At 56.1% G+C, this 26603-nt stretch carries 28 protein-coding genes; 18 read left to right on the top strand and 10 right to left on the bottom strand.

Annotation, left to right across the window (positions count from 1 at the left end):
- Positions 1 to 70 precede the first annotated feature (70 nt).
- Entirely contained in the window at positions 71 to 610 is a 540-nt protein-coding gene (rimL, locus tag L350_RS16875; RefSeq protein ID WP_032624284.1) for a 50S ribosomal protein L7/L12-serine acetyltransferase, read from the top strand.
- Here rimL and ydcK read toward each other — a convergent pair.
- On the bottom strand, positions 605 to 1585 hold the full coding sequence (gene ydcK, locus L350_RS16880; RefSeq protein WP_032624283.1) for a YdcK family protein: 981 nt from the start codon (positions 1583 to 1585) through the stop codon (positions 605 to 607). The genes rimL and ydcK overlap by 6 nt on opposite strands.
- Before the next feature lie 121 nt (positions 1586 to 1706).
- Between ydcK and tehA the strand changes: the two genes are divergently transcribed.
- Together tehA and tehB are read left to right on the top strand one after the other, a co-directional pair.
- Positions 1707 to 2702, top strand: a complete 996-nt coding sequence (gene tehA / locus L350_RS16885; RefSeq protein ID WP_032624282.1) for a dicarboxylate transporter/tellurite-resistance protein TehA — start codon at positions 1707 to 1709, stop codon at positions 2700 to 2702.
- The gene (tehB, locus tag L350_RS16890; protein WP_032624281.1) at positions 2702 to 3295 is read left to right on the top strand and encodes a tellurite resistance methyltransferase TehB; all 594 of its coding nucleotides are present in this window, start codon (positions 2702 to 2704) and stop codon (positions 3293 to 3295) included. The genes tehA and tehB overlap by 1 nt, the downstream gene beginning before the upstream one ends.
- Here the strand turns inward: tehB and pepT are convergent.
- Positions 3292 to 4521 carry a peptidase T gene (gene pepT / locus L350_RS16895; protein WP_032624280.1) on the bottom strand — a complete coding sequence of 410 codons (1230 nt, stop codon included), beginning with the start codon at positions 4519 to 4521 and terminating at the stop codon, positions 3292 to 3294. The genes tehB and pepT overlap by 4 nt on opposite strands.
- A gap of 111 nt (positions 4522 to 4632) precedes the next feature.
- Here pepT and L350_RS16900 point away from each other — a divergent pair, with 111 nt between their 5' ends.
- Together L350_RS16900 and L350_RS16905 are read left to right on the top strand one after the other, a co-directional pair.
- On the top strand, positions 4633 to 6228 hold the full coding sequence (locus L350_RS16900) for an ABC transporter substrate-binding protein (protein WP_032624279.1): 1596 nt from the start codon (positions 4633 to 4635) through the stop codon (positions 6226 to 6228).
- A 135-nt stretch (positions 6229 to 6363) separates the two neighbouring features.
- Positions 6364 to 7038: a DUF3313 domain-containing protein gene (locus L350_RS16905; RefSeq protein ID WP_032624278.1), complete on the top strand. Its 675-nt coding sequence runs from the start codon at positions 6364 to 6366 to the stop codon at positions 7036 to 7038.
- Between the two features lie 33 nt (positions 7039 to 7071).
- Here L350_RS16905 and L350_RS16910 read toward each other — a convergent pair whose 3' ends face one another.
- A complete protein-coding gene (locus L350_RS16910; protein ID WP_032624277.1) occupies positions 7072 to 7968 on the bottom strand; it encodes a DMT family transporter in 897 nt (298 codons plus the stop codon).
- A gap of 174 nt (positions 7969 to 8142) precedes the next feature.
- Here L350_RS16910 and L350_RS16915 point away from each other — a divergent pair, with 174 nt between their 5' ends.
- Positions 8143 to 9015: a helix-turn-helix domain-containing protein gene (locus L350_RS16915; protein WP_022648088.1), complete on the top strand. Its 873-nt coding sequence runs from the start codon at positions 8143 to 8145 to the stop codon at positions 9013 to 9015.
- Here the strand turns inward: L350_RS16915 and L350_RS16920 are convergent.
- Positions 8995 to 10161 carry a benzoate/H(+) symporter BenE family transporter gene (locus L350_RS16920; RefSeq protein ID WP_032624276.1) on the bottom strand — a complete coding sequence of 389 codons (1167 nt, stop codon included), beginning with the start codon at positions 10159 to 10161 and terminating at the stop codon, positions 8995 to 8997. The two genes, L350_RS16915 and L350_RS16920, sit on opposite strands and share 21 nt — an antisense overlap.
- A 92-nt stretch (positions 10162 to 10253) precedes the next feature.
- Here L350_RS16920 and L350_RS16925 point away from each other — a divergent pair, with 92 nt between their 5' ends.
- Together L350_RS16925 and L350_RS16930 are read left to right on the top strand one after the other, a co-directional pair.
- Positions 10254 to 10781 carry a helix-turn-helix domain-containing protein gene (locus tag L350_RS16925; protein ID WP_032624275.1) on the top strand — a complete coding sequence of 176 codons (528 nt, stop codon included), beginning with the start codon at positions 10254 to 10256 and terminating at the stop codon, positions 10779 to 10781.
- Between the two features lie 80 nt (positions 10782 to 10861).
- Positions 10862 to 12826: a peptidase U32 family protein gene (locus L350_RS16930; protein WP_032624274.1), complete on the top strand. Its 1965-nt coding sequence runs from the start codon at positions 10862 to 10864 to the stop codon at positions 12824 to 12826.
- Here the strand turns inward: L350_RS16930 and L350_RS16935 are convergent.
- A complete protein-coding gene (locus L350_RS16935; protein WP_032624273.1) occupies positions 12823 to 13056 on the bottom strand; it encodes a DUF2554 family protein in 234 nt (77 codons plus the stop codon). The two genes, L350_RS16930 and L350_RS16935, sit on opposite strands and share 4 nt — an antisense overlap.
- A 242-nt stretch (positions 13057 to 13298) precedes the next feature.
- Here L350_RS16935 and L350_RS16940 point away from each other — a divergent pair, with 242 nt between their 5' ends.
- Positions 13299 to 13661, top strand: coding sequence for a hypothetical protein (locus tag L350_RS16940; RefSeq protein WP_032624272.1), 363 nt, complete (start codon positions 13299 to 13301; stop codon positions 13659 to 13661).
- A 148-nt stretch (positions 13662 to 13809) separates the two neighbouring features.
- Here L350_RS16940 and ftrA read toward each other — a convergent pair whose 3' ends face one another.
- Complete coding sequence (gene ftrA, locus L350_RS16945; RefSeq protein WP_032624271.1) at positions 13810 to 14808, bottom strand: transcriptional regulator FtrA; 999 nt, start codon at positions 14806 to 14808, stop codon at positions 13810 to 13812.
- A 73-nt stretch (positions 14809 to 14881) separates the two neighbouring features.
- On the opposite strand from ftrA, the gene L350_RS16950 reads away from it, so the two are divergent.
- The 8 genes from L350_RS16950 (at position 14882) to zinT (ending at position 22889) form a co-directional block, all read left to right on the top strand.
- Positions 14882 to 15292, top strand: coding sequence for a rhodanese-like domain-containing protein (locus tag L350_RS16950; protein ID WP_023306182.1), 411 nt, complete (start codon positions 14882 to 14884; stop codon positions 15290 to 15292).
- Positions 15293 to 15448: 156 nt separating this feature from the next.
- Entirely contained in the window at positions 15449 to 16552 is a 1104-nt protein-coding gene (locus tag L350_RS16955) for a cobalamin-independent methionine synthase II family protein (RefSeq protein WP_032624270.1), read from the top strand.
- A 199-nt stretch (positions 16553 to 16751) separates the two neighbouring features.
- Positions 16752 to 18023: an urea ABC transporter substrate-binding protein gene (gene urtA, locus L350_RS16960; protein WP_032624269.1), complete on the top strand. Its 1272-nt coding sequence runs from the start codon at positions 16752 to 16754 to the stop codon at positions 18021 to 18023.
- A gap of 22 nt (positions 18024 to 18045) precedes the next feature.
- Positions 18046 to 19620, top strand: coding sequence for an urea ABC transporter permease subunit UrtB (gene urtB, locus L350_RS16965; RefSeq protein WP_032624268.1), 1575 nt, complete (start codon positions 18046 to 18048; stop codon positions 19618 to 19620).
- Positions 19620 to 20693, top strand: a complete 1074-nt coding sequence (gene urtC / locus L350_RS16970; protein ID WP_032624267.1) for an urea ABC transporter permease subunit UrtC — start codon at positions 19620 to 19622, stop codon at positions 20691 to 20693. Before urtB ends, urtC begins: the two co-directional genes overlap by 1 nt.
- The gene (gene urtD / locus L350_RS16975; RefSeq protein WP_032624266.1) at positions 20693 to 21490 is read left to right on the top strand and encodes an urea ABC transporter ATP-binding protein UrtD; all 798 of its coding nucleotides are present in this window, start codon (positions 20693 to 20695) and stop codon (positions 21488 to 21490) included. Before urtC ends, urtD begins: the two co-directional genes overlap by 1 nt.
- 9 nt (positions 21491 to 21499) lie before the next feature.
- Positions 21500 to 22198 carry an urea ABC transporter ATP-binding subunit UrtE gene (urtE, locus tag L350_RS16980; RefSeq protein WP_023300094.1) on the top strand — a complete coding sequence of 233 codons (699 nt, stop codon included), beginning with the start codon at positions 21500 to 21502 and terminating at the stop codon, positions 22196 to 22198.
- 52 nt (positions 22199 to 22250) lie between these two features.
- Positions 22251 to 22889, top strand: coding sequence for a metal-binding protein ZinT (gene zinT / locus L350_RS16985; protein WP_023306187.1), 639 nt, complete (start codon positions 22251 to 22253; stop codon positions 22887 to 22889).
- Positions 22890 to 22935: 46 nt separating this feature from the next.
- Here zinT and ydeE read toward each other — a convergent pair whose 3' ends face one another.
- Positions 22936 to 24153, bottom strand: coding sequence for an efflux MFS transporter YdeE (gene ydeE / locus L350_RS16990; RefSeq protein ID WP_032624265.1), 1218 nt, complete (start codon positions 24151 to 24153; stop codon positions 22936 to 22938).
- 193 nt (positions 24154 to 24346) lie between these two features.
- Here ydeE and eamA point away from each other — a divergent pair, with 193 nt between their 5' ends.
- Positions 24347 to 25246 carry an O-acetylserine/cysteine exporter gene (gene eamA / locus L350_RS16995; RefSeq protein ID WP_023330139.1) on the top strand — a complete coding sequence of 300 codons (900 nt, stop codon included), beginning with the start codon at positions 24347 to 24349 and terminating at the stop codon, positions 25244 to 25246.
- A 38-nt stretch (positions 25247 to 25284) separates the two neighbouring features.
- On the opposite strand, the gene marB is transcribed toward eamA, so the two are convergent.
- The 3 genes from marB to marR are packed head-to-tail and all read right to left on the bottom strand — an operon-like array spanning position 25285 to position 26368.
- A complete protein-coding gene (gene marB / locus L350_RS17000) occupies positions 25285 to 25500 on the bottom strand; it encodes a multiple antibiotic resistance protein MarB (protein ID WP_023300098.1) in 216 nt (71 codons plus the stop codon).
- A gap of 32 nt (positions 25501 to 25532) precedes the next feature.
- Positions 25533 to 25913: an MDR efflux pump AcrAB transcriptional activator MarA gene (gene marA / locus L350_RS17005; protein WP_001303241.1), complete on the bottom strand. Its 381-nt coding sequence runs from the start codon at positions 25911 to 25913 to the stop codon at positions 25533 to 25535.
- A 20-nt stretch (positions 25914 to 25933) separates the two neighbouring features.
- Positions 25934 to 26368 carry a multiple antibiotic resistance transcriptional regulator MarR gene (gene marR / locus L350_RS17010; RefSeq protein ID WP_020884159.1) on the bottom strand — a complete coding sequence of 145 codons (435 nt, stop codon included), beginning with the start codon at positions 26366 to 26368 and terminating at the stop codon, positions 25934 to 25936.
- Positions 26369 to 26603: the final 235 nt, after the last annotated feature.

Raw genomic sequence — 26603 nt, 5'->3', positions numbered from 1 at the left:
TACCCGGCCTGCTCTGGACGCATTTGTAGGCCGGGTAAGCGTCAGCGCCACCCGACAATTAAGAGGCACCATGTCTTCAGAAATCATCCCCGTAACCCAGGAAATCGAGCTTCGCGCCGTCGAAGAGCGCTATACCACCGATCTGCATAACCTCGTAATCAAAAACAAAACCTGGCTGCAAAGCGCCTTCGACTGGGCGCAGCATGTCGGCAGCGAAGAGGACACGCGCCGCAACGTGCAGAGCAACCAGATGCTGCACCAGCGCGGTTACGCCAAAATGTTCCTGATTTTTATGAATGACGAGCTGGTGGGCGTGCTGTCTTTCAACGCGATCGAGCCTGCGAATAAGGCCGGGTATATCGGCTACTGGCTCGACGAAGCGCATCAGGGGCAGGGAATACTTTCTCAGGCGCTCCAGGCGTTTATGCGCTATTACGTTAAGCGCGGCGAGATCCGCCGTTTTGTGATCAAGTGTCGCGTGGATAACCAGAGCAGTAACCGGGTGGCGCAGCGCAACGGTTTCACGCTGGAAGGTTGTTTGCGGGAAGCGGAAATGCTCAACGGCCGTTACGATGACGTGAACCTGTACGCCAGAATCTTCCCGCTATAGCGCCCCCAGCAGCGGCGTCCGGGTGATCCGCGTGTCGCCGTTGATCACTTTGGCTCCCCGGACGTGAATGCTTTCACCCTCCAGCGCCTCGATAACCGCATCGTCCGTTATTTCCACCTGATGCTCAATCAGGACATCGCCGCTGATACGCGCCCGCCCCTGAATGACCACTTTGTCATCAATCAGGATCGGCCCGCCGCGTAACCACGCCTCGCCGCCTATTAATACGTGGTGTTTAATGACGCAGTTGCCTTCGACGAGGGCGTTTTCCGCGACCTGTGAACTGTACCGCACGGTCGGGATGGCATCATCCTCCAGACCAGCCAGCAGACGGGCGCTGCCGTACACTTTGGCGCAGTCGCACACCCAGACGTTATTCAGCGCGTTGCCCTCAAGAATGGCGCGATCGAACACCTCGGCGCGGTGCTCAACAAAGGCCCAGGTCACCATGGCATCACCGTAGATTTGTGCCTGATGCACAATACGCGACTGGCTGACCATGGCTCGGTCATAAATTTGCAGGATCTGCTCACGGTCGGGTGTCAGCCCTTTGGCTGCAATCACCAGGCTGTTGTGCAGCACCCGCGCGTCACCCGCGATACGGCATTCCCCGCGTACGGTGGAGTGCTGAATGGTGACGTTGTCACTTATTACCGCTCCGTGACTCACCTCGGCCGCGTCAAGCCAGCTGTTGCCGCCAACGTGTGCGCGGTGGCTTACGATGCAGGGTTGGGTGAGGCGGGCGTTACCGGATATACTGGCCCCGGCAAACACCACGCTGTTTTCATCGTAAACCCAGCAATCCCCGTCCTGGGCGAGCGCGTGTTCATCCTCAACCCAACCGCCTTTAGTCCCGCTGGTCACATCGTTAAAATCCTTCACGGCAATAATTTGTCTTAGAGGCGTTGTGCACGGTGTTGATCCGTCCTGCCAGCGCCAGAGACGCGTTTCATTGCTGAGCCGATATTTTGTCATCGTGTTATCCCTGAAAAGCCTTTCAATAAACGTAGCAAAGTTTTGGTTTTTCGAAGTGCTGGCGTCCGCTCAGGAAACCCCTTAAAATGGCATTTAAAATACATTTTAAAGTTTAAAAAAAATGCATAACCAAAACCAACGCGTTCTTAACTTGCCCGCCGGGTATTTCGGTATGGTCCTCGGGACCATAGGTATGGGGTTCGCCTGGCGTTATGCCAGCACCACCTGGTCGGTGACGCGCTGGCCGGGCGAGATCCTGGTGGCGCTGGCGGTGGCGATCTGGTTCCTTCTGAGCGTGGCGTTTCTTACCCGTGCGGTACGGTTTCCACATAGCGTGCTGGCCGAGATGCGGCATCCGGTAATGAGCAGTTTTGTCAGCCTGTTTCCTGCCACCACGCTGCTGGTGGCCATCGGCTTTGTGCCGTGGTATCGCCCGGTGGCGCTGGGGTTGTTTAGCGTGGGCGTGGTGATCCAGCTTGTGTATGCCGCCTGGCAAAGCGCCGGGCTGTGGCGCGGCAAGCATCCGGAAGAGACCACGACGCCGGGACTCTATCTGCCGACGGTAGCGAACAATTTTATCAGCGCGATGGCCTGCGGTGCGCTGGGTTTCCACGATGCGGGGCTGGTGTTCCTTGGCGCCGGGGTCTTTTCCTGGCTGAGCCTGGAGCCGGTCATTTTGCAACGCCTGCGCAGCGCGGGCGAACTGCCCGCGGCGCTTCGTACCTCGCTTGGGATCCAGCTTGCGCCTGCCCTGGTAGCCTGTAGCGCCTGGTTTAGCGTCAACGGCGGCGAAGCGGACACCTTCGCCAAAATGCTTTTCGGCTATGGTCTGTTGCAACTCCTGTTTATGCTGCGTCTGATGCCGTGGTATCTGTCACAGCCGTTCAACGCGTCGTTCTGGAGCTTCTCGTTCGGGGGGGCGGCGCTGGCGACCACCGGTTTGCATCTTGGGCAAAGTAGCCCGTCAGGGTTCTTTCACGCCCTTGCTGTTCCCCTGTTTATTTTCACCAACGTCATCATCGCGATGCTGCTGGTCCGTACTTTTATCTTGCTGATGCAGGGCAAACTTCTGGTGCGCGCTGATAAGGCACTGCTTATGCAATCTGAGGAAAAATAATGACTGTCGATGAAAACTACTTTACTGAGAAATATGGGCTGACCCGCACGCACTCAGAGGTGCTGCTCAGCGCGGACATTGTTAAGCCGGGTGAAACGCTCGATCTCGGTTGCGGGAATGGCCGCAACAGCCTCTACCTCGCTGCCAACGGCTATGACGTGACGGCGTGGGATAAAAACCCGATGAGCATCGATAACATCGAGCGCATTAAGGCGGCGGAAGGGATCGCGAATCTGCAAACGGCGATTAAGGATCTGAACAACCTGACCTTTGACGGCGAATACGACTTTATTCTTTCCACCGTCGTGTTGATGTTCCTCGAAGCGAAAACCATCCCTGGTCTTATCGCCAATATGCAGCGTTGCACTAAACCAGGCGGCTATAACCTTATCGTTGCCGCCATGGATACGGAGGATTATCCGTGCACCGTCGGCTTCCCGTTTGCCTTCAAAACCGGTGAACTGAGCAACTACTACGAAGGCTGGGAGCTGATCAAGTATAACGAAGAGGTGGGGGAACTCCACCGTACCGATGCCAACGGCAACCGAATCAAGCTGCGCTTCGCCACCATGCTCGCACGCAAGCCCGCTTAACGCGCGGCCAGCAGACAGAGTTGCAGGGCCGTGCGACAGGAGGCCTCGAACGACGACAGCGGTAAAAACTCAAACTTCGAGTGGAAGTTATGGGCGCCGGTGAAGAAGTTCGGGGTGAGCAAGCCTTTGGCTGACAGGGCCGCCCCGTCCGTGCCACCGCGCATGGGGATCGGTTTTGGGGTGATACCGAGCGATTCCATCGCCTCGAACATCAGGTCGATCGCGCGGCGGTCTTCGCCAATCGCATTGCTGATATTGCTGTAGGTATCTTCAATGCGATACTCCACGTTTGCCGTGGGATGCTGCGCAGCAATCCGCGCTGCCACATCGGCAATTTGCTGCTTGCGGGCGGCAAAACCCTCTTTGTCAAAATCACGAATGTTGGCTTTCAGCACCGCTTCGTTTTGCCCGGCCTGGATGCCGTTAAACCAGATATAACCTTCGCGCCCCTCGGTGCATTCCGGGGTTTGCTGGCGATCGAAATGGCTGATGAAATCCGTTGCCATCAGCAGCGGATTGACCAGCACCCCTTTGGCGGACATCGGGTGAGCCGTGACGCCGGTAAAGCGAATTTCAGCCGCCGCCGCGTTAAAGTTCTCGTAAACAATCTCCCCCAGCTCGCAGCAGTCGATGGTCCAGGCAAAATCGACGTCGAAGCGCTTCAAATCCAGCGCTTTCGCCCCGCACAGGCCAATCTCTTCATCGGGCACAAACGCCACCACAATATCGCCATGCTTATGTTCAGCGGTGAGGTTTTCCAGCACCGTCATGACCACGGTGACAGCCGCTTTATTATCTGCGCCTAATACGCTGGTTCCGTCGCTGAAAATAATCTCCTCATCAGGATAAGCCAGAATTTCCGGGTGCTCTTTTACGCGCAGCCAAATATCTTTCTCTTTATTCAGACAGAGATCATCCCCCGTAAACGTTAATATTTGTGGATGAATATCCGGGGATAAACCGACGTCGACGGTGTCGATATGGGTAATAAAACCAATCCGCGGCGCGCCGGGAACATTGCCTTTTTTCACGGCGGTAACGGTGGCGAACTCATCAATCACAATATCGTCTAACCCCAGCGTTTCCAGCTCCTTCGCCAGCTCCCGCGCCATGTCGTGCTGGCCCGGGGTGGAGGGCAGGGTTTTGACTTTCGGGTCGCTCTGGCTGGTGATGGCGAGATAGCGGAAAAAGCGTTGGGTTAATTGTCTGGAGAGTTCCGAGCCCATAGTGTTTCCTTCTGTATTTATTTTTCATGTGTTTGCGCCATCACTTTAATGTTATTTATGAAATGGCAAAAGAAGTAATTAGCCGTCGAATTAAAAAGACAGGAATAAATGATGAAAAGCACATTCACAATGATAACGCTGGCGCTTGCTGCACTGACGGTCAGTTCCACCGTCGCGGCAAAAACGCTGGTGTATTGCTCCGAAGGATCGCCGGAAAATTTCAATCCTCAGCTCTATACGTCGGGGACCAGCGTGGACGCCAGCGCCGTACCGGTTTATAACCGTCTGGTCGATTTCAAACCGGGCACTACCGAACTGGTGCCGAGCCTGGCGGAAAGCTGGGAGGTAAGCGAGGATGGCAAGGTCTACACCTTCCACCTGCGCAAAGGGGTGAAATTCCACAGTAATAAACTGTTCACGCCGACGCGCGACTTCAACGCGGACGACGTGATTTTCTCGTTTATGCGCCAGAAGGATGTGAATCATCCTTACCATAACGTCTCGAACGGTAGCTATTCCAACTTCGAAAGTCTGGAGTTCGGCAGCCTGATTACCGCCATTGATAAAGTTGACGATCGCACCGTGCGCTTCACCCTGGCGCATCCGGAAGCGCCGTTTGTCGCTGACCTGGCGTGGTACTTTGCCTCCATTCTGTCGGCAGAGTACGCCGATGCCATGCTGAAAGCGGGCACGCCAGAAAAGGTCGATATGCAGCCGATTGGCACCGGGCCGTTTAAGCTGTCGCAATATCAGAAGGATTCCCGCATCCTCTTTACCGCTTTCCCTGACTACTGGCAGGGAAAATCGAATCTGGATCGTCTGGTGTTCACCATCACGCCGGACGCCTCGGTGCGTTTTGCCAAAGTCGAGAAGAATGAGTGCCAGGTGATGCCGTTCCCGAATCCGGCGGACCTGCCGCGTATGAAGGCTAACAAAGACATCAACCTGATGAGCAAGGCCGGTCTGAATACCGGTTTCCTGGCATTTAACACGCAAAAGCCGCCGCTGGATAACGTAAAAGTGCGCCAGGCGCTGGCGATGGCGATTAACAAACCGGCCATCATTGAGGCGGTCTTCCACGGCACCGGCACGGCGGCGAAAAACCTGCTGCCGCCTGGCGTCTGGAGTGCCGACAGCGAGCTGAAAGACTACGATTACGATCCAGAAAAAGCGAAAACGCTGTTAAAGGAGGCGGGATTTGCCAACGGCGTAAGCATCGATCTGTGGGCTATGCCCGTGCAGCGGCCGTATAACCCGAACGCGAAGCGTATGGCTGAAATGATCCAGGCGGACTGGGCGAAAGTAGGCGTGCAGACCAAAATCGTGACCTACGAATGGGGCGAATACCTGAAGCGCGTGAAGGGCGGGGAGCATCAGGCTGCGCTGATGGGCTGGACAACGGCGACGGGCGATCCGGATAACTTCTTCGGACCACTGTTTACCTGTACGTCCGCCAACGGCGGGTCGAACTCGGCCAAATGGTGCTATAAGCCGTTTGATAACCTGATTGCCGAAGCAAAATCGATAACCGATCGCGAAAAACGCGTGGCGCTGTACAAGCAGGCGCAGCAGATGATGCACGATCAAATGCCGGCGGTTATGATTGCCCACTCGACCATTTTTGAGCCAGTCAGAAAAGAGGTCACGGGCTATGAAATCGATCCCTTCGGCAAACATCTGTTCTGGCAGGTAGATATAAAACAGTAATATTTTTCTGCCCGGATCCCGTCCGGGCACTATTTTTACAATTTGTGCCTTCCCCGTCATTTTTTGCCACAACATTTCCCTCTGTTTTTTGTTATAACTTCAAGTGCATACTTGCAGATAACTCGGAACTCCATCATGCGTACTTCCACTTTTTTTAAAGTTGCAGTGCTTTCTGGCCTGTTGGCCCTTTCTGGCTGTGCGTCAAAAGTCGCAGCCCCCGATCAATATTCAGGCTTTTTAAAAAATTACTCTGACTTGCAGGAGATGACATCAGCAACCGGGAAACCAACCTTGCGTTGGGTCGATCCTTCCTATGATCCGGCGAACTACGACAGTATTATCTGGACCCCGATAACCTATTATCCGACACCAAAGCCAACCACACAGCTTGGGCAAAAAACGCTTGATGAATTGTTGAGTTACACCAATAACACATTAAAAAACGCGATTGGCCAGCGTAAGCCAATTGTGACGACGCCGGGCAAACATAGCCTGATCTTCCGCGGCGCCATCACGGGTGTGAGCTCAGAGAAAGAAGGTTTGCAGTTCTATGAAGTGGTGCCCGTCGCGCTGCTGGTTGCGGGTACGCAGATGGCAACTGGCCATCGCACCATGGATACGCATCTTTTCTTTGAAGGTGAGCTGATTGATGCGGCCACGAACAAACCGGTAGTTAAAGTTGTTCGTAAAGGTGAAGGTAAAGAGCTTGCCAACGAGAACACGCCGTTGGGATTCGCCACACTGAAACAGGTTGTGGATGATATGGCGACCGATGCCACCATGTTTGATGTCCATCAGACAGCAAAATAATAAAAACGGCCTGCATCTACGCAGGCCGTTATTTTATGCCGTCAGCAGGCGGCGGAACCAGGTTTCCGGTTTCGTAAACATCACCATATTTCCCCCCAAAATCAACAGCAGGCCGACGATCCCGTTGATATGCCACACGTAACCCTCGTACACCGTTGAAATCGACAGCGCCACCAGCGGGAACAGCAGGGTGCTGTACGCGGCCTTACCGGGACCAATGCGGCCTACCAGCGTAAAGTAGGCGCCGAAGGCAATCACCGAGCCAAACAGCGCAAGATAGAGCAGCGCCCCCATATAGCTCACCGTCCATTCCGGCATAAAGCTATCGCCCCTGAAGAGAGCGATAAGGCCCATCACGACGGTGCCATACAGCATCGCCCAGGCGTTGGTGGTCATGGTTTCCAGCCCGTTTCGCTGATGACGCATGCTGATCATATTCCCCAGCGAGAAGCCGTAGGTGCCGAGGGCGGAAAGCCCGATGCCCGTCAGCAATGACGCGCTCCAGCCGCTGGCGAGCAGATCGTTCCAGAACAGGGTAATGATCCCGATAAGCCCCAGCGCTGCCGCCGTCCAGAAGCGCGCGGGTGGACGCTGGCCGAAGAAGATAAAGCTGTTGATGGCGTTATACAGTACGGCCATCGAGAAAATCACCGACTCAAGGCCGGTATTGATATGGGCGGCGGCGGTATAAAAGCACCAGAAGTTGAAACAGAAAACGCAGCAACCCTGAAGCATGCAATAGAGATGATCCCGCAGCGCCAGCCTGCGCAGGCGACGAAGGGCGACCAGGACGATCATCATCATGGCGCTGGCCACGGCGAAGCGCCAGAAAATGGAGACCGGCGCTGCAACCGGCCCCTGTTGCAAAAAAATGGCGATCCAGGTCGTGCCCCAGATAACAACAACCAGCCCATAGAGTAATGCGTTCATGGTGTCTCTCTTCTCATACCGCGGAAAACAACAGTGTGGCGAAAGAAGGGGGCCCCGGCTTTCATCGCCTTGCGCCGGACTTGCAAATTCTTGCGCTTTTTTCTCGCACAATGGCTGGTAACAGGCTGCAACACTTCTTAGACTGACAGTCTGATTAATCACCTGTTTACGGCCATGTCTCTCGTTTACGACACCTTTGAAACGTTACGCCAAAAAAATGCAGTGCTGCGGGAAACCGTCGCGCTCAATACTGGCATTCAACTGGCGGCGTGGTACAACAAGCACGACACGATCACCGTGAAAAGCAACCATCACACCCTTAGCCTGTACGTGGCGGATGGCTATGAAAGCTATCAAAAAACGCCGGGTGGCTGGAAAAATGGCGGCGGGCCGGACCGTTTTTGTCTAATGCCGGAAGAGAGCGAATCCACATGGGATATTCGTGATGACCTGTCGTTCGTGCACCTCTACTGCACCGATGAACACCTGCGGGACGTGGGGGAGAAAATCTGGGATAAACGACCGCTATCGCTGACGCTGGAGGAAAAAATCTTCGGCAGCGATCCGAAAATCACCGCCCTTTATCGCCAGTTTTTGCTCGGCTGCGACTGGCAGCAAAACGCCAATCAGCTCACCCTGAGCACTGCGTCGACCTTATTACTGACGCATTTGGTCCAGCACTATTCCAGCGTCCAGTGGAAGTTACCGGTGGTCACCGGCGGGCTATCGCCGTTTGTGCTGCGCAACGTGCTGGCTTTTATCGAGGAAAATCTGGCGCAACCCTTAACGCTGGCGGAACTGGCGGGCCAGGCCGCACTCAGTGAGTATCACTTTGCGCGGATGTTCCGCCAGTCGATGGGGCTGGCGCCGCATCAGTACGTCATGCAGCGCCGAATGGAGAAGGCCAAAGCGCTGATTCAGCACACGACCACGCCGCTCACCGACATCGCGCTGGCCTGCGGATTTAACTCCGCCAGCCATTTCAGTAACCGTTTTCGCAGCATGACCGGCATCACGCCGTCACAGCTACGCGCGGCGAAGGCGTGAGAAGACAGCGTAACAGATCCCACCCAGCACCAGCCCCCAGAAAGCGGAGCCAATTCCCAGGAGCGTGACGCCGCTGGCGGTCATCAGGAAGGTGACGATCGCCGCGTCGCGCTCTGCTTCATGATTCAGTGCCTGATACAAACTCCCGCTGATAGTGCCGAGCAGGGCCAGCCCGGCCAGCGTCTGGATGCCGCTCAGCGGCAGGGCGGCCATCAGCCCCGAAATCGACCCGCCGAACACCCCCGCCAGCAGATAAAACCCACCTGCGGCCGCCGCTGCCAGCCAGCGTTTACTGGCATCCGGGTGGGCGTCCGGGCTCTGGCAGATGGCGGCGGTGATGGCGGCGATACAGATGGAATAGACGCCGAAGGGGGACAACAGCAGCGCCAGCCCGCCGGTGGCAACGATCAGCGGTGAGACCGCCAGCGGATAGCCCGATGCCTGTATGGTGGCGAAGCCGGGCGCATTCTGCGACGCCATGGTCACCAGGAAGAAGGGTAAGCCGACGCTGATCAGGCTGGTGAAGGTGAACGCAGGGGCAATGAATTCCGGCATGATCACCGATAACGTCATTTTATTCGTGACAACGTCACCTCCAGCCCAGGCCACGAACACCCCCACCAGCAGCGTGGCGACAATGGCGTACCGGGGCGCTACGGCTTTAGCCACCAGCCAGGCGACCAGCATACTGCCGCAAAGAAGCACGTGTCCCTCAAGATTGCTGAATGACTTCAGGCCAAACTGTAACAGCACACCTGCCAGCATAGCGGCGGCAAGCGAGTGCGGGATCAGTTTCATCAACCGGGCAAACAGGCCAGTGACGCCGCACAGCAGAATCAGCGCATTCGCAAATATAAATACCCCTATGGTTTCCGCCAGCGTCACGCCTTGCAGGCTGGTGGCGAGCAGCGCCGCGCCAGGAGTCGACCAGGCGGTCAGCACCGGGGCTTTATACCACCACGACAATGCAAGCGTGCTGATCCCCATCCCGAGCCCCAGCGCGGTCATCCATCCGGCGATTTGCTGTGTACTGGCGCCGGCCGCCGCAGCCGCCTGCCAGATAATGGCGGCAGAGCTGGCGTAGCCCACCAGAACGGCAACAAAACCGGCCAGCACGGCAGGAAAGAGTGAGGTAATCGATCGCATGTGAACTCCGTTGTGCGTTATAACGTCCGGGGTAAGGTATCACTGTGCGCTATAGCGTACAAGTGGTATGCTTTGCTGCAACGGGAGGAACCATGGACATCACTCAACATCTGGCAACCACACTGAAAGCGCTGCGTCAGGCGCGGGGCTGGAGCCTGTCGAAACTGGCGGAAGAGACGGGCGTGTCGAAAGCGATGCTTGGGCAAATCGAACGCAATGAGTCCAGCCCGACGGTCTCAACCTTGTGGAAAATTGCCACCGGGCTGAACGTACCTTTTTCGGCGTTTATCACTCCAGAGAGCGAACCGCAGGCGGTGTTCGATCCGCAGCAGCAGGCGATGGTGGTGAAACCGCTTTTCCCCTGGGATGAACAGCTTAAGTTCGACCATTTCTCCATCACCCTGTCGCCCGGCGCGCTGAGTGAGTCCACGCCGCACGAAGCCGGGGTGATTGAACACGTGGTGGTGATAAGCGGTGAGCTGGATATGCATATCGACGGTGTCTGGCGCACTCTATACGCTGATTCAGGCGTGCGTTTTGCCGGCGATAAACCGCACGCGTACCGCAACAGCAGCACCCGGACGGTGCATTTTCACTCTCTGATCCATTATCCCCGCTAAAGCGTTGCAAAACGGTTTCACTGGCACAGACTTCTGACTACAATAGCCGCCATTTTGACCATAACGGATAACGACGAAGTATGCGCCTGCACCCCCATCATCTTGAACTGCTAAGCCCGGCCCGCGACGCCGCCATTGCCCGTGAAGCCATTCTTCACGGTGCGGATGCCGTCTACATTGGCGGCCCAGGCTTCGGTGCCCGTCATAACGCCAGCAATAGCCTGCGCGACATTGCCGAACTGGTACCGTTCGCCCACCGTTTCGGGGCGAAGGTGTTCGTGACCCTGAACACCATTCTTCATGATGATGAGCTGGAGCCCGCGCAGCGTCTTATTACCGATCTCTACCAGACCGGCGTTGACGCTCTGATCGTTCAGGATATGGGTGTTCTGGAACTGGATATCCCGCCAATTGAGCTGCACGCCAGCACCCAGTGCGATATCCGCACCGTTGAGAAGGCGAAGTTTCTTTCAGACGTCGGGTTTACGCAGATTGTTCTGGCGCGCGAGCTGAACTTGAACCAGATCCGCGATATCCACCAGGCCACCGACGCGACCATTGAATTCTTTATCCACGGTGCGCTTTGCGTGGCCTATTCCGGCCAGTGTAATATCTCTCACGCCCAGACGGGGCGCAGCGCTAACCGCGGCGACTGCTCTCAGGCCTGCCGTTTGCCGTATACCCTGAAAGACGATCAGGGCCGCGTGGTGGCATTCGAGAAACACCTGCTGTCGATGAAAGATAACGATCAGACGGCAAACCTCGGCGCGCTGATCGATGCCGGCGTACGCTCCTTCAAAATTGAAGGCCGCTACAAGGACATGAGCTACGTGAAAAATATCACCGCCCATTATCGTCAGATGCTGGATGCCATCATCGAGGATCGCGGTGACATGGCGCGCGCGTCCGCCGGTCGTACAGAGCATTTCTTTATTCCATCGACGGACAAAACGTTCCACCGCGGCAGTACGGATTATTTCGTTAATGCGCGCAAAGGGGATATTGGCGCGTTCGATTCACCGAAGTTTATCGGTCTGCCGGTGGGTGAAGTGCTGAAAGTGGCGAAGGATCATCTTGACGTTCAGGTTACAGAGCCGCTGGCGAACGGCGATGGTCTCAACGTGATGATCAAACGTGAAGTGGTTGGTTTTCGCGCCAATTCGGTGGAGAAAACCGGCGAAAATCGTTATCGCGTCTGGCCGAACGAAATGCCTGCCGACCTTTACAAAGCTCGCCCGAATGCGGCGCTGAACCGTAACCTAGATCACAACTGGCAGCAGGCCTTGCTCAAGACCTCCAGCGAGCGTCGCATTGCAGTGGATATCGCGCTGGGTGGCTGGGAAGAGCAGCTGGTCCTGACCATGACCTGCGAAGACGGCATCAGCGTGACGCATACGCTCGACGGCCTGTTCGAGGTGGCGAACAATACGGAGAAAGCGCTTAGCAACCTCAAGGATGGCGTAGCGAAGCTCGGGCAGACCATTTATTATGCGCGCAATATTGAGGTGAATCTGCCGGATGCGCTGTTCGTGCCGAACAGCCTGCTGAATCAGTTCCGCCGTGAAACGGCTGAGATGCTGGATGAAGCACGACTGGCAAACTATCCGCGCGGCAGTCGTAAGGCCGAAGCGGTGCCTGCGCCGGTCTACCCGGACACGCATCTCTCTTTCCTTGCGAACGTTTACAACCACAAAGCGCGTGCGTTTTACCATCGTCACGGCGTGCAGCTGATTGACGCCGCGTATGAAGCGCATGAAGAGAAGGGCGATGTGCCGGTGATGATCACCAAACACTGCCTGCGGTTTGCCTTTAACCTTTGTCCGAAACAGGCGAAAGGCAATATTAAAAGCTGGAAAGCGACGCCGATGCAGCTGGTGAATGGCGATGAAGTACTGACGCTGAAGTTTGACTGCCGTCCGTGTGAAATGCACGTTATCGGTAAGATGAAGAATCACATCTTCAAAATGCCGTCTCCGGGCAGCATTGTGGCCTCCGTCAGCCCTGACGATTTGATGAAGACCCTGCCGAAGCGTAAAGGCAGCTAACCCCCAGAGTGGGTATCCGGTTTGCGCGATTTCTGCCAGGCATGGTGTTCGCGCAACCCCTCCGCAGACTCCTCTGCTGCGCTGCGTAACTCGTCGCTGTCAGCTTCATGACGAAGCTGATGGTCGGCGTTTTTCACATACACAAATTCATGCCCTTTGTGCTCCGCCATAATCTGCCCCGAGAACAGGGCGCTAATCACCAGCAGTAGCGAAAAGCCTTTTCTGAACATCTTTTACCCCCGAAAATACGCTACGGTCATCGTAGGGATAATTTCATAGAGTAATTATTCGACTCTTAAAATTTGAGAAAATAGACTGTCAAAAATTGTGGTCGCCATAAAACTCACTTAAGACTATTCTTAAAAGCAATATCGCCGTTGTAAACTCCCATTTCTGGTATGCAAAGAGAAGCTAGATTTATTGGGAAATCATTTACAATAAGATTTTTCTGGCTAAGGATTGGATCGAATAAATGAAAAAAATAATCGTGCTATCACTTCTGGGCGTAGTGGTTGCGGTGGGTGCTGCGACCAGCATCTATTCAAATGAAGAACCAGAATATATTCAGTCAGCAAAAAGCCGTGTCGGATCGTATTTAACCAGCGATTACGGACGTGTCGAATGTAATAGCACCCAGGTAAGTGAAGATCGCTGGGAGCTGGGCTGTACCAATAAGGCGAGGGGCAAAACCTTCCAGTTCGCTGTTTACCCGTCCGAGCAGGCGCCGTATGGGGTCTCTCGTGCGTTTTATCTCGAAGCGATTAATGATGATGCCCGCCAGAGTGCAGAGCAGGGGCTGATGCGTTATCTGCAAATTAATACCAAAGCGGGTTAATCGATTCGTTTATGCTTCGTTGAGGCTCACAGTGGTAGATTGCAGGTGATCCACATCCCGGTATGGAATACCGGAGCGTAGATACCAAAATACAAATCTATCCATGCAAGCATTTACCGCCAGATTATGGCGGTTTTTTTTTGCCCGTTTATCGTACCGGCTGTAAAAATTGTTTGCGATATTGCGCGGGTGAAAGCGCAAATTGCTGCCGGAAATGGTGGCGCAGCGTGGCGCTTTGTCCAAATCCGGTTTGTTCCGCAATATTGTCGATGCTGAGCCGACTGTTTTCGAGATAATCTTTTGCCCGCTGCAATCGCGCAGTCAATAACCAGCGCGCGGGCGTTGTTCCGGTCGCGTCCTGGAAACGGCGCAGAAAGGTGCGCTGACTCATACCCACCCGCAGGGCCAGCGATTCGACGGTATGGGAAACAGCCAGATGCTGGTGAAGATAATCAAACAACTGGCCGAGGCGCTGGCTCTCCCGCAACTGAGCCACCGGTCGGCTAAGCTGCTGGGTTTGCGAGCCGTCCCGATGGGGCGGGATCACCAGCCGACGCGCCACGCGGTTTGCCACTTCCATACCATAATTCCGGCGCACCACGTGCAGGCACAGATCAATCCCCGCGGCGCTTCCGGCGGAAGTGAGAATGTCGCCTTCGTCCTGGTAGAGCACATCTTCGACCACGGTAATGGCGGGATAGCGTGTTTTCAGCGCTTGCGTGTAGCGCCAGTGGGTGGTTGCCTTCCGCCCGTCAAGCAGGCCTGAGGCTGCCAGAACGAAAACGCCAGAACAGATCGAGAGTAGCTGGCAGCCGCGGGCATGCGCCGCGCGGAGCGCCTGGCAGAGCGCTTCCGGTACGGGTTCGTCCAGCCCTCGCCAGCCGGGAACGACAACCAGATCCGCCGTCTCCAGCAGACCCAGATCGCCATCGGCCAGAATACGGATCCCGCCCGTTGCCCGGAGTTCGCCATCATCCACGCTCGCCACGGCAAACTGATACCAGTCATCGCCCATCTCCGGGCGCGGCAAGCCAAAGATTTCTACCGCCACGCCAAACTCAAAGGTACATAAACCGTCATATGCCAGCACGACCGCGCGCGGCGAGGGATGTCTTAAGTTTGTCATCTTTTTGCTGTTTTCTGGCATAGGTGGACGCATTCATGGGCTGAGTTAAGGGATAGAGTAGTGTTAACACAAACACCACAAATGAGGAAGATTCATGAGCTATGTTACTGAATTTCCGGCTGCTGAGCCGCAGGAAGCTGTGGGACATTTTCTGCGTCGTCTGAGTGTCGAGACGGACTGCGCCGATGTCCATCACGCGGTATCCGGCGGTGAGCAGGACTTTGTTCTGCTGCACGTTGTCGGAAAGCCTGAACATTTTGCCCGGCGGCATCTGCCCGGCGCGCTGCATTTACCCTGGAGCCAGATCACCGCAGAGCGGATGAAAGCGTGGCCGGAGGGCACGCTGTTTGTCGTCTATTGTGCAGGCCCGCACTGCAACGGGGCGGACAGGGCGGCGCTGAAGCTGGCGCGTCTGGGTCTGCCGGTTAAGATTATGCTCGGGGGCATGACCGGCTGGGAAGATGAGCGGTTCGCGTTTGCAGGATCTTCATCACCCGCTCTGTGAACATGAATTTATTTCAACACAGATGAAATTTTCTCGTTTGTCGGCGGCGAGCCGGTATGACATCTTTTCAGGACGTTTAGACATCCAGAAGTCTAAAGATTCAAGAGATGAATTATCACTGTGGGCAATTAACGCCGACAGACAGAGGAGATTTCCATGCAGCGACACCATGCCCCGTACCGCGCCGATGTAGTCGGCAGTTTTTTACGCCCGGATGCCATTAAACAGGCCCGTCTGCAATTTGCCAGCGGTGAAATCGATGCCGGGCAGCTTCGCGCGGTTGAGGACGAGGCCATTCGTCATGTTGTCGAGCAGCAGTGCGCCTGCGGTCTGCATGTGGTAACGGACGGTGAATTCCGCCGCGCCTGGTGGCACTTTGACTTCTTTAACGGGCTACAGGGCGTGGAGCGTTATGATTCCCAGCAGGGCATTCAGTTCAACGGGGTGCAGACTAAAGCCCATGGCGTGCGCGTAACGGGCAAACTGGGCTTCGGCGATCATCCTATGCTGGATGATTTCCGCTACCTCAAAAGCATTAGCGGTAATGCACAGCCGAAGATGACCATTCCGAGCCCGAGCGTGTTGCACTTCCGCGGTGGCCGCAAGGATATTGATGCTACGGTCTACCCGGATCTGAAGGATTACTTTGACGATCTGGCGACCACCTGGCGCGATGCCATTCGGGCCTTTTACGATGCAGGCTGCCGCTATCTGCAGCTGGATGACACCGTCTGGGCCTATCTTTGTTCGGAGGACCAGCGCCGCCAGATCCGCGAGCGCGGTGACGATGCAGACGAACTTGCCCGGACCTATGCCCGGGTGCTGAATAAGGCGCTGGAGGGCAAACCGGACGATCTGACCGTCGGGCTGCACGTCTGCCGCGGCAACTTCCGCTCAACCTGGATTTCCGAGGGCGGCTATGAGCCGGTGGCGGAGGTGCTGTTCGGCACGGTGAACGTCGACGCGTTCTTCCTGGAGTACGACAACGACCGTAGCGGGGACTTCGCGCCACTGCGTTTTGTGCGCCCGGGTAAACAGCAGGTGGTTCTGGGGCTGATCACCACCAAACACGGTGAACTGGAGAACCCGGAAGGGGTGAAAGCGCGTCTGGAAGAGGCTGCGCGCTACGTGGCGAAAGAGCAGATTTGCCTCAGCCCGCAGTGCGGATTTGCTTCTACGGAAGAGGGTAACAGCCTGAGCGAAGCCCAGCAGTGGGATAAAGTTCGCCTGGTGACGCAAATCGCCAGCGACGTCTGGTAACGCCGTTTACAGCGCTGCATTATTACAGTGCAGCGCTGTACCATTCTGAGTCGTTTCCCGTCACTCCTCTCTTCGATCCCTTTAAAATCCTGTCTCTGCAACCTGGCACTGTTTTTGCTCTCCTGAAACTGGCGTTACTTTTTTCTGCGTCCGGCGGTAACGGACGTCTTCGCACAGCTTTCTTTTCAGGAGTGAAAATATGCACCGTCGTACCTTTATTAAAGCGTTCACCTTGTCCGCCTCCGTCATCGCCATGGGAATGAGCTTTGGCGTCCAGGCCGCAGAGACCATTAAAGTCGGGATTATGCACTCTCTCTCCGGCACGATGGCCATTTCAGAAACGCCCCTGAAAGATGTCGCCCTGATGACCATCGATGAAATCAACGCTAAAGGCGGCGTGCTCGGGAAAAAGCTGGAGCCGGTGGTGGTTGACCCGGCATCCAACTGGCCGCTGTTTGCCGAAAAGGCCCGCCAGCTTCTGAGCCAGGATAAGGTCGCCGTGGTGTTTGGCTGCTGGACCTCCGTATCGCGTAAATCGGTTCTGCCGGTTTTTGAGGAGCTGAACGGTTTGCTGTTCTATCCGGTGCAGTATGAAGGGGAAGAGATGTCACCTAACGTCTTCTATACCGGCGCGGCGCCTAACCAGCAGGCGATCCCGGCGGTGGAGTACCTGATGAGCGAGGACGGCGGCAGCGCGAAGCGCTTCTTCCTGCTGGGTACGGACTACGTTTACCCGCGGACTACTAACAAGATCCTGCGCGCCTTCCTGCACTCGAAAGGCGTTGAAGATAAAGATATTGAAGAGGTCTACACCCCATTTGGTCATAGCGATTACCAGACCATCGTCGCCAGTATCAAAAAGTTCTCCACGGGCGGCAAAACGGCAGTGGTCTCCACCATCAACGGTGATTCCAACGTGCCTTTCTATAAAGAACTGGCGAACCAGGGGCTGAAAGCCACAGACGTGCCGGTGGTGGCGTTCTCGGTGGGCGAGGAAGAACTTCGCGGCATTGATACCAAACCGCTGGTGGGTAACCTGGCGGCGTGGAACTACTTTGAATCCGTCGACAACCCGACCAACCAGACCTTTGTCGCGGCTTACAAAGCCTACGCGAAAGCCCATAAGCTGCCGAATGCCGATACCGTGGTCACCAACGATCCGATGGAAGCGACTTACGTTGGCCTGCATATGTGGGCGCAGGCGGTTGAAAAAGCGGGAACAACCGACGTGGACAAAGTGCGCGCGGCAATGGCGGACCAGTCGTTCAACGCGCCGTCCGGCTTTACGCTGACCATGGACGCCACCAACCACCACCTGCATAAGCCCGTCATGATTGGTGAAATTGAAGGCAACGGCCAGTTCAACGTCGTCTGGCAAACCGAACAGCCGGTACGCGCTCAGCCGTGGAGCCCGTTTATCGCCGGGAATGACAAAAAGCCTGACCAGCCGATGAAAACCGCCAGCAACTAAGCCACCACCAGGGAGAGACGTCATGAACGCCATACGCATGATGATTGCGATTGTGTGGCTTACCGGACTGCTGCCAGGGATGGCGCAGGCATCGGATGCCGATGATTTCGTTGCCGCTAGCCGCAGCCAGCAAACCGCCATGCTGACCCGCTGGGCAGCCACGCCGGAACCTGCACGTTTGCCGCTGCTTAAGGCGCTGCAACAGGAGAACCTTTATACCGACAGCCAGAAGAAGGCATTTACCCGCATCGACGGCGAAATGGTTGCCCTGGGCGCGGCAAAAAGCGCCGAAGGATCGACCAAAGCCGTGCGGCTGACCAACCGACTGCGCGTGTTAACCGTCACGGCGCTGGCGACGCATCAGCTTGTCAGTGACAGTGTCACAGAAAGGCGTCATGCCGCGCGGCAACTTCAGCGTGACGCCCAGCCGGATATGCTCGGCTTTCTGCAACAGCGGGCCAGTAGCGAAACGGACGACGTCGCCCGACAGTCGCTGATGCTGGCGCTGGCAAACCTCCAGCTGACGAGCCCACAGGCTGAAGTACGGCTCAAGGCTGTTGAGCTGTTGGGACAGTCTGACGATCCGGACGTGCAGGCCACGCTGACGCCGTTCACCCGGACGCAAACCGAGCCGGACGCACGGGTACGTGCCGCCGCCGCTGAGAGCCTGGAGCGTATTCAGCACCGGCTGATGTGGGGCGAACTGCTGGGGCAGGCCTTCATGGGCCTGTCGTTGGGGTCGGTACTCTTGCTGGCCGCGCTCGGGCTGGCTATCACCTATGGTCTGCTGGGGGTGATTAACATGGCTCACGGTGAAATGCTGATGCTCGGGGCGTATGCCACCTGGATGGTGCAGCAGGTGATGGCGCAGTGGATGCCTCAGTGGCTAGCGCTCTATCCGGTGGTGGCGCTGCCGGTGGCGTTTTGCCTGACCGCAGGCATCGGAATGGTGCTGGAGCGCACGGTGATACGCCATCTTTATGGCCGCCCGCTGGAAACCCTGCTCGCCACCTGGGGGATCAGCCTGATGCTTATCCAGCTGGTGCGAATGACCTTTGGCGCCCAGAACCTTGAGGTCGCTAACCCGGCCTGGCTGTCCGGCGGGGTGCAGGTTTTCGCCAACCTGACGCTGCCCTGGAACCGTATTGTGGTGCTCGGCTTTGTACTGCTGGTGCTGTTCTTCACCTGGCTCATTCTGAACAAAACGCGTCTGGGTCTCAACGTGCGGGCGGTGACGCAAAACCGCAGCATGGCGGCCTGCTGCGGTGTTCCCACCGGACGGGTAGATATGCTGGCGTTTGGCCTCGGGTCCGGCATTGCCGGGTTGGGCGGCGTGGCGTTGTCCCAGCTGGGGAACGTGGGGCCGGAGCTGGGCCAGGGATACATCATCGATTCGTTCCTGGTGGTGGTGCTCGGCGGCGTCGGCCAGCTGGCCGGTAGCGTCGCGGCGGCCTTTGGTCTGGGGATCTTCAATAAAATTCTTGAACCGCAGATGGGCGCCGTGCTGGGCAAGATCCTGATTCTGGCGGCGATCATTCTGTTTATCCAGAAACGTCCGCAGGGGTTATTCGCACTTAAAGGGAGGGTGACAGACTGATGAGCCAGCCATTGACCTTAACACTGGCGCGCAGGGCACCGCGCACCGCGCAAATCTTCGGCAGTCTGCTGGTTGCGGCGCTGCTGGTGCTGCCTTTTCTCGCGCTGTTACCCGCCACCCATCCGCTGGCCGTTTCGACGTGGATGTTGACGCTTATCGGCAAGATCCTCTGCTACGCAATTGTCGCCGTGGCCCTCGATCTGGTCTGGGGCTATGCCGGTATGCTCTCGCTGGGGCACGGCATATTCTTCGCCCTGGGCGGCTATGCGATGGGCATGTACCTGATGCGCCAGGCGGCCGGGGACGGGCTGCCCGCGTTTATGTCGTTTCTCTCGTGGAGCGAACTGCCCTGGTTCTGGTGGGGAACGCAGCATTTCGCCTGGGCTCTGGTGTTAATCGTGACGATCCCCGGCCTGCTGGCGCTGGTCTTCGGCTGGTTTGCTTTCCGCTCGAAGATAAAAGGGGTCTATTTTTCCATCATGACCCAGGCGCTGACCTATGCGGGCATGCTGCTGTTCTTTCGCAACGAAACCGGTTTTGGCGGCAATAACGGCTTTACCGGCTTTACCACGCTGCTCGGGTTTTCCGTTACGGCGACCACCACGCGGATCGCGCTGTTTCTCGCAACGGTCATGCTGCTGCTTCTGGCCCTGGGCACAGGCTACGCGCTGGCGAAGAGTAAATTTGGCCGCATTTTAACGGCGGTGCGCGATGCGGAAAACCGTCTGACGTTCTGCGGCTACGATCCGCGCGGCTTCAAGCTGCTGGTCTGGATGCTTTCCGCCGTACTGTGTGGTCTGGCGGGGGCGCTGTACGTTCCGCAGGTGGGTATTATCAACCCGGGTGAAATGTCGCCGACCAACTCGATTGAAGCGGCCATCTGGGTGGCGCTGGGCGGGCGCGGCACCCTGGTAGGCCCGGTGATTGGTGCGGCGCTGGTCAATGGTGCGAAGAGCTTTTTCACCGTGGCGATGCCGGAGTACTGGCAACTGTTTCTTGGGCTGATTTTCATCGCCGTGACGCTCTTTTTACCGCGCGGCGTGTTCGGTCTGTTTCGTAAGGGAGATAATTAATGCAGCCCTCTGAAGGACTCTTTACCCGCCAGCTACCGGGCGATCGTTACCGTGAGCAGACCGATCCTGTGTTGCAGCTTGAGGCCATTAACGTCAGTTTCGATGGTTTTCAGGCGTTGACCGATCTCTCACTTAATATCGGCATTGGAGAATTGCGCTGCATCATTGGCCCTAACGGCGCCGGTAAAACTACGCTGATGGACGTGATCACCGGCAAAACCCGGCCAAAAAGCGGGAAGGCTATTTACGATCAATCCATCGATCTGACAGCCCTTGAACCGGCGGCCATTGCCCGTCAGGGCATTGGCCGTAAGTTCCAGAAACCGACCGTGTTTGAAGCGCTGACCGTAGGGGAAAACCTCGAAATCGCCATGAAAGCCGACAGGTCCGTCTGGGCGAGCCTGCGGGCAAAACTCAGCGGCGAGCAGCGCGACCGCATTGACGAGATGTTGGTTTTGCTGCGGCTTGGCAGCGAGCGCGATCGCCGCGCCGGGCTGCTTTCCCACGGGCAGAAGCAGTTTCTGGAGATCGGCATGCTGCTGGTGCAGGATCCGCATCTGTTGCTGCTGGACGAACCCGCCGCCGGTATGACCGACGCAGAGACGGAATACACAGCCGAGCTGTTCCGAACTCTGGCAGGCAAGCATTCGCTGATGGTGGTTGAGCACGATATGGGCTTCGTCGAGACCATCGCCGACCACGTCACGGTGCTGCATCAGGGGCGCGTACTGGCCGAAGGCTCGCTTCGCGAGGTACAGGCCAATGAGCAGGTGATTGACGTCTATCTGGGACGCTAAGGAGAGGGGATGTTACAGGTTAACGAGCTGAATCAGTACTACGGCGGAAGTCATATTCTGCGCGGGGTGAGCTTTGAGGCGGTGGTCGGGGAAGTTACCTGCCTGCTGGGGCGCAACGGGGTAGGGAAAACCACACTGCTGAGGTGCCTGATGGGGCTGATCCCGGTGAAAGCCGGGGAGGTGGTCTGGCAGGGAAAGACCATCACTCACAGTAAACCGCACCAGCGGGTGCAGTCCGGCGTGGCGTATGTTCCGCAGGGGCGGGAGATTTTTCCGCGTCTGACCGTAGAAGAAAACCTGCTGATGGGACTGTCGCGCTTCTCCGCGGGAAACGCAAGGAGCGTGCCGGAGGAGATTTGGCAGCTTTTCCCGGTGCTGAAGGAGATGAAACACCGTCGCGGAGGCGATCTTTCCGGTGGTCAGCAGCAGCAGCTGGCGATTGGTCGCGCGCTGGCGAGCCGTCCACGGTTACTGATCCTGGATGAACCTACGGAAGGTATACAGCCGTCGGTGATTAAAGAGATTGGGCAGGTGATCCGCAGCCTGGCGAACCGGGGGGATATGGCGATCCTGCTGGTGGAGCAGTTTTATGATTTTGCGGCGGAGCTGGCCGACAGCTATCTGGTGATGTCGCGCGGCAGCATCGTCCAGCAGGGGCGCGGTGAGAACATGGAGCAGGAGGGGGTTCGCGGACTGGTTGCGATCTGAAATGTTATACTATAACATCCTCATTCTTATAACACGGAATGAGGGTTTTGCTGTGGCTGCACAACTTGGAAAAATTGCGCTGACTCTGGGAACGCTGCTGGTAAGCGGCTCACTTTTTGCCCATTCGCACGGTCATCAGATGACGGAGGCGGAACAGAAGGCGGCAAACGGCGTCTTTGAGGATAAAGACGTCAGGGACAGGACGCTGTCTGACTGGGACGGGACCTGGCAGTCTGTTTACCCGTTCCTGCTTGATGGTTCGCTGGATCCGGTTTTCGAAAAGAAAGCGCAGAAGGGGGAAAAATCCGCTGCCGAGGTGAAAGCCTACTACCGTAAGGGCTACGCGACGGACGTGGACGCCATCGGCATTGAAAACAACGTGATGGAATTCCACAGAGGCAAAACGGTGAGCAGCTGCCGCTACGACTACAGCGGCTATAAAATTCTGACCTATGCGTCGGGGAAAAAAGGCGTGCGCTACCTGTTTGAATGTAAGGATAAGGCAAGCCAGGCGCCTAAGTTTGTGCAGTTCAGCGATCATACCATCGGGCCGAAAGCCTCTTCACACTTCCATATCTTTATGGGCAACACCTCCCACGAGGCGCTGCTGAAAGAGATGGATAACTGGCCGACCTACTACCCGAACGAGATGTACAAAGAGCAGGTGGTGGAGGAGATGTTGCACCACTAGGCTGTTGGATTTGCCGGGTGGGGGCTTAGCCTTACCCGGCGTGGGATTAGGGTTTCGTAGGTCGGGTAAGCGCAGCGCCACCCGACACGCTATCTTCACTTTTCACGCGCATCCCGCGCAAAACCATCAGCCACGCCGCAATGATGGCGGCCATCATAATAATAAATAACGACCAGTGCGGCAGATGGGTCAGGATGAGCCCGGTGATCATCGGGTTCGCCGCCGCGCCCAGCCAGCCCAGCGCCTGGGCGGAGAAGTAGCTCGCCTTCATGCCCGGCGGGGCGATATTGTCGATCAGCATGTATTCACCCGGGGCATAAATAATTTCACCCAGGGTGAAAATCGCCGCCGCAATCCCCCAGTAAAGCAGGTTCTCGCCGGAGATCATAAACCCGCCCAGCCCGAGGATGAAAAAGAGCGTTGCGGCTGTCATTAGCGGGCGGATGTTGCTGGCGGAGATCTTGCGGCCAAGCGCGTATTGCAGGGAGACCACCACCACCGCGTTGACGGGCAACACAACGGCCACCACCTTTTCTGCGAAATCGCTGTCCGCATACGCGGCGAGGACGTACTGGGAAATGCAGCTGGCGAACGATCCGCCCACGTAGGACGCCAGCAGGCCGGAGAGCGTGTACCAGAACAGCGCCCGGTCCTTCAGCAGCACCGAGGGCTGCCACGGCGCTTTTTCCTCCACGCTGTCAGACGCTACGCTTTTCTGCACAAAGAAATGGATAAACCCGAGCGGCAGTGCGGCGCAGAAGGCCGCCAGCCAGAACGGCAGTTGCAGGCTGTACATCACCAGTAGAGTGCCAACCGGCGGCCCAATCGTCCAGCCGATGTTCAGGAAACTGTAGTTGAGTGAGAAAACGCGCGCCTTTTCGCTGGAGGTCAGCACGTCGGCAAACCACGCTTTCAGCACCGTTGAGAAGACGGAATAGGCGCAGTTAATCAGGGCAAAGAACAACACCACCAGCGTCACGCTATTCACCAGCGGAATGGCCACAAACCCGGCGATAAAGGCCACGATGGCGACCAGCATATAGCGTTTTTTGTCGAACTTGTCCGCCAGGATGCCAAACCCCAGGCTAAACACCACGCCAATGGTCAACGCCACGGTAAGGGCATAGCCAATATTCTCCACGCTCATATCGTACACGCGTGTGAGATATATGGTCATAAAGGGCAGCGTTGCCCCGCGGCCAATTGTTAATAACAATGACGATGCCAGTAGCGCTGCGGTTGAGCGCCTGATTGATGGTTTCATTTTCCTGCCCGACAAATGCTTATGCTTTTTTTGTTGTGTTATTACAGGATTATCATGGGATCGGCAGCTTGTATAGCACCCAATTTATCCGCAAGTGCTTCTCCTCAGTACCAGAATTAATGATCTTCTCGCGGGGGTATTTTTTCTGTTACCTTGAAGTGTTTACAAAAATTTAATAATTCAGGGGCGGAAAATGACGCGGAAAGACGGGCTGTTAGCGTTACTGGTTGTCGTGGTGTGGGGACTCAATTTTGTGGTCATCAAAATGGGGTTGCACAACATGCCTCCACTCATGCTGGCGGGTCTGCGCTTCCTGCTGGTGGCCTTCCCGGCGCTGCTGTTCGTTGCCCGTCCAAAGATTCCCCTGAAGCTTCTGCTGGGCTACGGCCTCACCATCAGCTTTGGTCAGTTTGCGTTTCTTTTTTGCGCCATCAAATTCGGTATGCCTGCGGGTCTGGCTTCGCTGGTGCTTCAGGTGCAGGCTTTCTTTACCATTATTCTCGGCGCGTTTGTCTTTGGCGAACGTTTGCAGGGCAAACAGCTGGCGGGCATTAGCCTTGCGGTATTTGGCGTGCTGGTGCTGATAGAAGGCAGCCTCAACGGTCAGCATGTCGCGCTGCTGGGCTTTATGCTCACCCTGGCGGCGGGGCTGAGCTGGGCGTGCGGCAACATCTTTAACAAGCTGATAATGCAGCATGAGTCGCGTCCTGGGATCATGTCGCTGGTGGTCTGGAGCGCGTTGATCCCCATTGTGCCGTTTATGGCCGCGTCGTTTATTCTGGATGGACCGCAGGTGATGCTGAAAAGCCTGGTGGAGATCGACCTGACGACCATTTTGTCGCTGATCTACCTGGCATTAGTCGCCTCAATCATTGGCTACGGCATCTGGGGATCGCTGCTCGGGCGCTATGAAACCTGGCGCGTGGCGCCGTTATCGCTGCTGGTACCGGTGGTCGGGCTTGCCAGCGCCGCCCTGTTGCTGGATGAAACGCTCAGCGCGCTGCAACTGTGTGGCGCAGGGCTGATTATGGCCGGGCTGTATATCAACGTCTTTGGCTTGCGGGTGCGTCGGGCGACGCGGGTGCGGAGTTAAGGCAGAAAAAAGCCCCGCATTAGCGGGGCAAAAACGAATTACAGGTCGTGATTATAATACGGCACGCCTAATTCGTCGGATTTGTCGCTGCCAGCGCCCATGTGATTGAAGTCCCAGGGCGACTGGTTTTGCGTGGACGGCATAATCATGGTGTCACGATTATTTTGCTGCCCCGCACTGGGGGTTTGCTCCGCGAAGCTCTGGCCGGAAACCAGCACCAGCAAGGTGAGGGCGGCGGAGACGATAAATTTCATGATTTCCTCGGTTACGTCTTAACAGGCGATGATTAACTGCAATGTTTTAGCGGATACAGATAACGGGATTCACCCGGCATACTGGTAATACGGTACTTATGAGGCGGCACGTCAAAGTAGTTCTTGAACGTACGCGTCAGGGTTTGTTGCGATTCAAATCCGTAGCGTTCCGCCAGATAGAGGATCGGCTCATTGCTTTCTTTCAGTTTTTGGGCAATCTCCGTCAGCTTACGGCTGCGAATATATTGTCCTAATGAATGGCCGGTCTCTTTTTTAAACATCCGTTGCAGGTGCCATTTTGAGTAACCTGAACGCTCAGACACTTTCTCAAGGGAAAGTGGAGATTCCAGGTTATCTTCGATCCAGTCCAAAATGCTATGAATGGTGATAGCGTCAGTATTGCGTCTGGACATCGTCATACCTCTTTTTCTGTTTACGGCAGGATTTTCTTGAGTAAAAGCTCAAGCGTTGCCACTTCATCTGCCGTTAAGTTTTTTGTCAGTTCCTGGTGCAGTGTTTGTCCTACTAATTGATGACATTGCTCACACATGGCCGCGCCATCGCTGGTCAGTTTCACCAGTACGCCACGTTTGTCATTCGGGTTAGGGCTTCGTTCTATCCATCCTTTGCAGACGAGACGATCCAGCATGCGGGTTAACGCACCCAGATCGACAGAGAGCACCTTTTTCAGCTCAACCGGCGTGATACACACTTCGCAGCGAATGGAACACAGCACTTTGAACTGTGTTGCGGTGATATCCAGCGGTGACAGGTAGTCATTGAGCAGGCGATCTTTTTTTTGGTTAACCATATGAATAAGACGACCCAGTGGGATTATGTCGTTAAAGAGATCACTGGTGCTTTTCACAATGGTTGCCCTGGCAAGTAGTTTAGTCACGGCAGATATTATTGCTCAGGCAAGTATAAGTCAACTGAATGGATCAGCCGATGCCACGAATTGCTAAAACGCTTCAGGAACTTTTTCTGTACGCTTTTAAATCATATAGATAATCTGGGGTTATTAGTTACGCGGGACAATTATGGTTACGTTGCGCGGATAGCTCAGGACGAGACTTTCCCCCTATAATTGCGGTAATGAATAA

Source organism: Enterobacter sp. MGH 4, assembly GCF_000534735.1.
GTDB lineage: Bacteria > Pseudomonadota > Gammaproteobacteria > Enterobacterales > Enterobacteriaceae > Enterobacter > Enterobacter intestinihominis.
Note: the sequence above shows the minus strand (reverse complement) of the source record. Positions and strands in the feature narration are given on the sequence as shown.

What these genes read in the sequence shown, in the direction of transcription:
- rimL (WP_032624284.1), top strand. Translation starts at nt 71, where the DNA reads ATGTCTTCAGAAATCATCCCCGTAACCCAGGAAATCGAGCTTCGCGCC.
- L350_RS16935 (WP_032624273.1), bottom strand. Translation starts at nt 13,056, where the DNA reads ATGTTCAGAAAAGGCTTTTCGCTACTGCTGGTGATTAGCGCCCTGTTC.
- urtE (WP_023300094.1), top strand. Translation starts at nt 21,500, where the DNA reads ATGTTACAGGTTAACGAGCTGAATCAGTACTACGGCGGAAGTCATATT.
- marA (WP_001303241.1), bottom strand. Translation starts at nt 25,913, where the DNA reads ATGTCCAGACGCAATACTGACGCTATCACCATTCATAGCATTTTGGAC.
- L350_RS16950 (WP_023306182.1), top strand. Translation starts at nt 14,882, where the DNA reads ATGAGCTATGTTACTGAATTTCCGGCTGCTGAGCCGCAGGAAGCTGTG.
- marB (WP_023300098.1), bottom strand. Translation starts at nt 25,500, where the DNA reads ATGAAATTTATCGTCTCCGCCGCCCTCACCTTGCTGGTGCTGGTTTCC.
- urtC (WP_032624267.1), top strand. Translation starts at nt 19,620, where the DNA reads ATGAGCCAGCCATTGACCTTAACACTGGCGCGCAGGGCACCGCGCACC.
- tehA (WP_032624282.1), top strand. Translation starts at nt 1,707, where the DNA reads ATGCATAACCAAAACCAACGCGTTCTTAACTTGCCCGCCGGGTATTTC.
- ftrA (WP_032624271.1), bottom strand. Translation starts at nt 14,808, where the DNA reads ATGCCAGAAAACAGCAAAAAGATGACAAACTTAAGACATCCCTCGCCG.
- tehB (WP_032624281.1), top strand. Translation starts at nt 2,702, where the DNA reads ATGACTGTCGATGAAAACTACTTTACTGAGAAATATGGGCTGACCCGC.
- L350_RS16915 (WP_022648088.1), top strand. Translation starts at nt 8,143, where the DNA reads ATGTCTCTCGTTTACGACACCTTTGAAACGTTACGCCAAAAAAATGCA.
- L350_RS16955 (WP_032624270.1), top strand. Translation starts at nt 15,449, where the DNA reads ATGCAGCGACACCATGCCCCGTACCGCGCCGATGTAGTCGGCAGTTTT.
- L350_RS16920 (WP_032624276.1), bottom strand. Translation starts at nt 10,161, where the DNA reads ATGCGATCGATTACCTCACTCTTTCCTGCCGTGCTGGCCGGTTTTGTT.
- eamA (WP_023330139.1), top strand. Translation starts at nt 24,347, where the DNA reads ATGACGCGGAAAGACGGGCTGTTAGCGTTACTGGTTGTCGTGGTGTGG.
- urtB (WP_032624268.1), top strand. Translation starts at nt 18,046, where the DNA reads ATGAACGCCATACGCATGATGATTGCGATTGTGTGGCTTACCGGACTG.
- L350_RS16930 (WP_032624274.1), top strand. Translation starts at nt 10,862, where the DNA reads ATGCGCCTGCACCCCCATCATCTTGAACTGCTAAGCCCGGCCCGCGAC.
- L350_RS16910 (WP_032624277.1), bottom strand. Translation starts at nt 7,968, where the DNA reads ATGAACGCATTACTCTATGGGCTGGTTGTTGTTATCTGGGGCACGACC.
- ydcK (WP_032624283.1), bottom strand. Translation starts at nt 1,585, where the DNA reads ATGACAAAATATCGGCTCAGCAATGAAACGCGTCTCTGGCGCTGGCAG.
- urtA (WP_032624269.1), top strand. Translation starts at nt 16,752, where the DNA reads ATGCACCGTCGTACCTTTATTAAAGCGTTCACCTTGTCCGCCTCCGTC.
- L350_RS16925 (WP_032624275.1), top strand. Translation starts at nt 10,254, where the DNA reads ATGGACATCACTCAACATCTGGCAACCACACTGAAAGCGCTGCGTCAG.
- L350_RS16940 (WP_032624272.1), top strand. Translation starts at nt 13,299, where the DNA reads ATGAAAAAAATAATCGTGCTATCACTTCTGGGCGTAGTGGTTGCGGTG.
- ydeE (WP_032624265.1), bottom strand. Translation starts at nt 24,153, where the DNA reads ATGAAACCATCAATCAGGCGCTCAACCGCAGCGCTACTGGCATCGTCA.
- L350_RS16900 (WP_032624279.1), top strand. Translation starts at nt 4,633, where the DNA reads ATGAAAAGCACATTCACAATGATAACGCTGGCGCTTGCTGCACTGACG.
- pepT (WP_032624280.1), bottom strand. Translation starts at nt 4,521, where the DNA reads ATGGGCTCGGAACTCTCCAGACAATTAACCCAACGCTTTTTCCGCTAT.
- urtD (WP_032624266.1), top strand. Translation starts at nt 20,693, where the DNA reads ATGCAGCCCTCTGAAGGACTCTTTACCCGCCAGCTACCGGGCGATCGT.
- L350_RS16905 (WP_032624278.1), top strand. Translation starts at nt 6,364, where the DNA reads ATGCGTACTTCCACTTTTTTTAAAGTTGCAGTGCTTTCTGGCCTGTTG.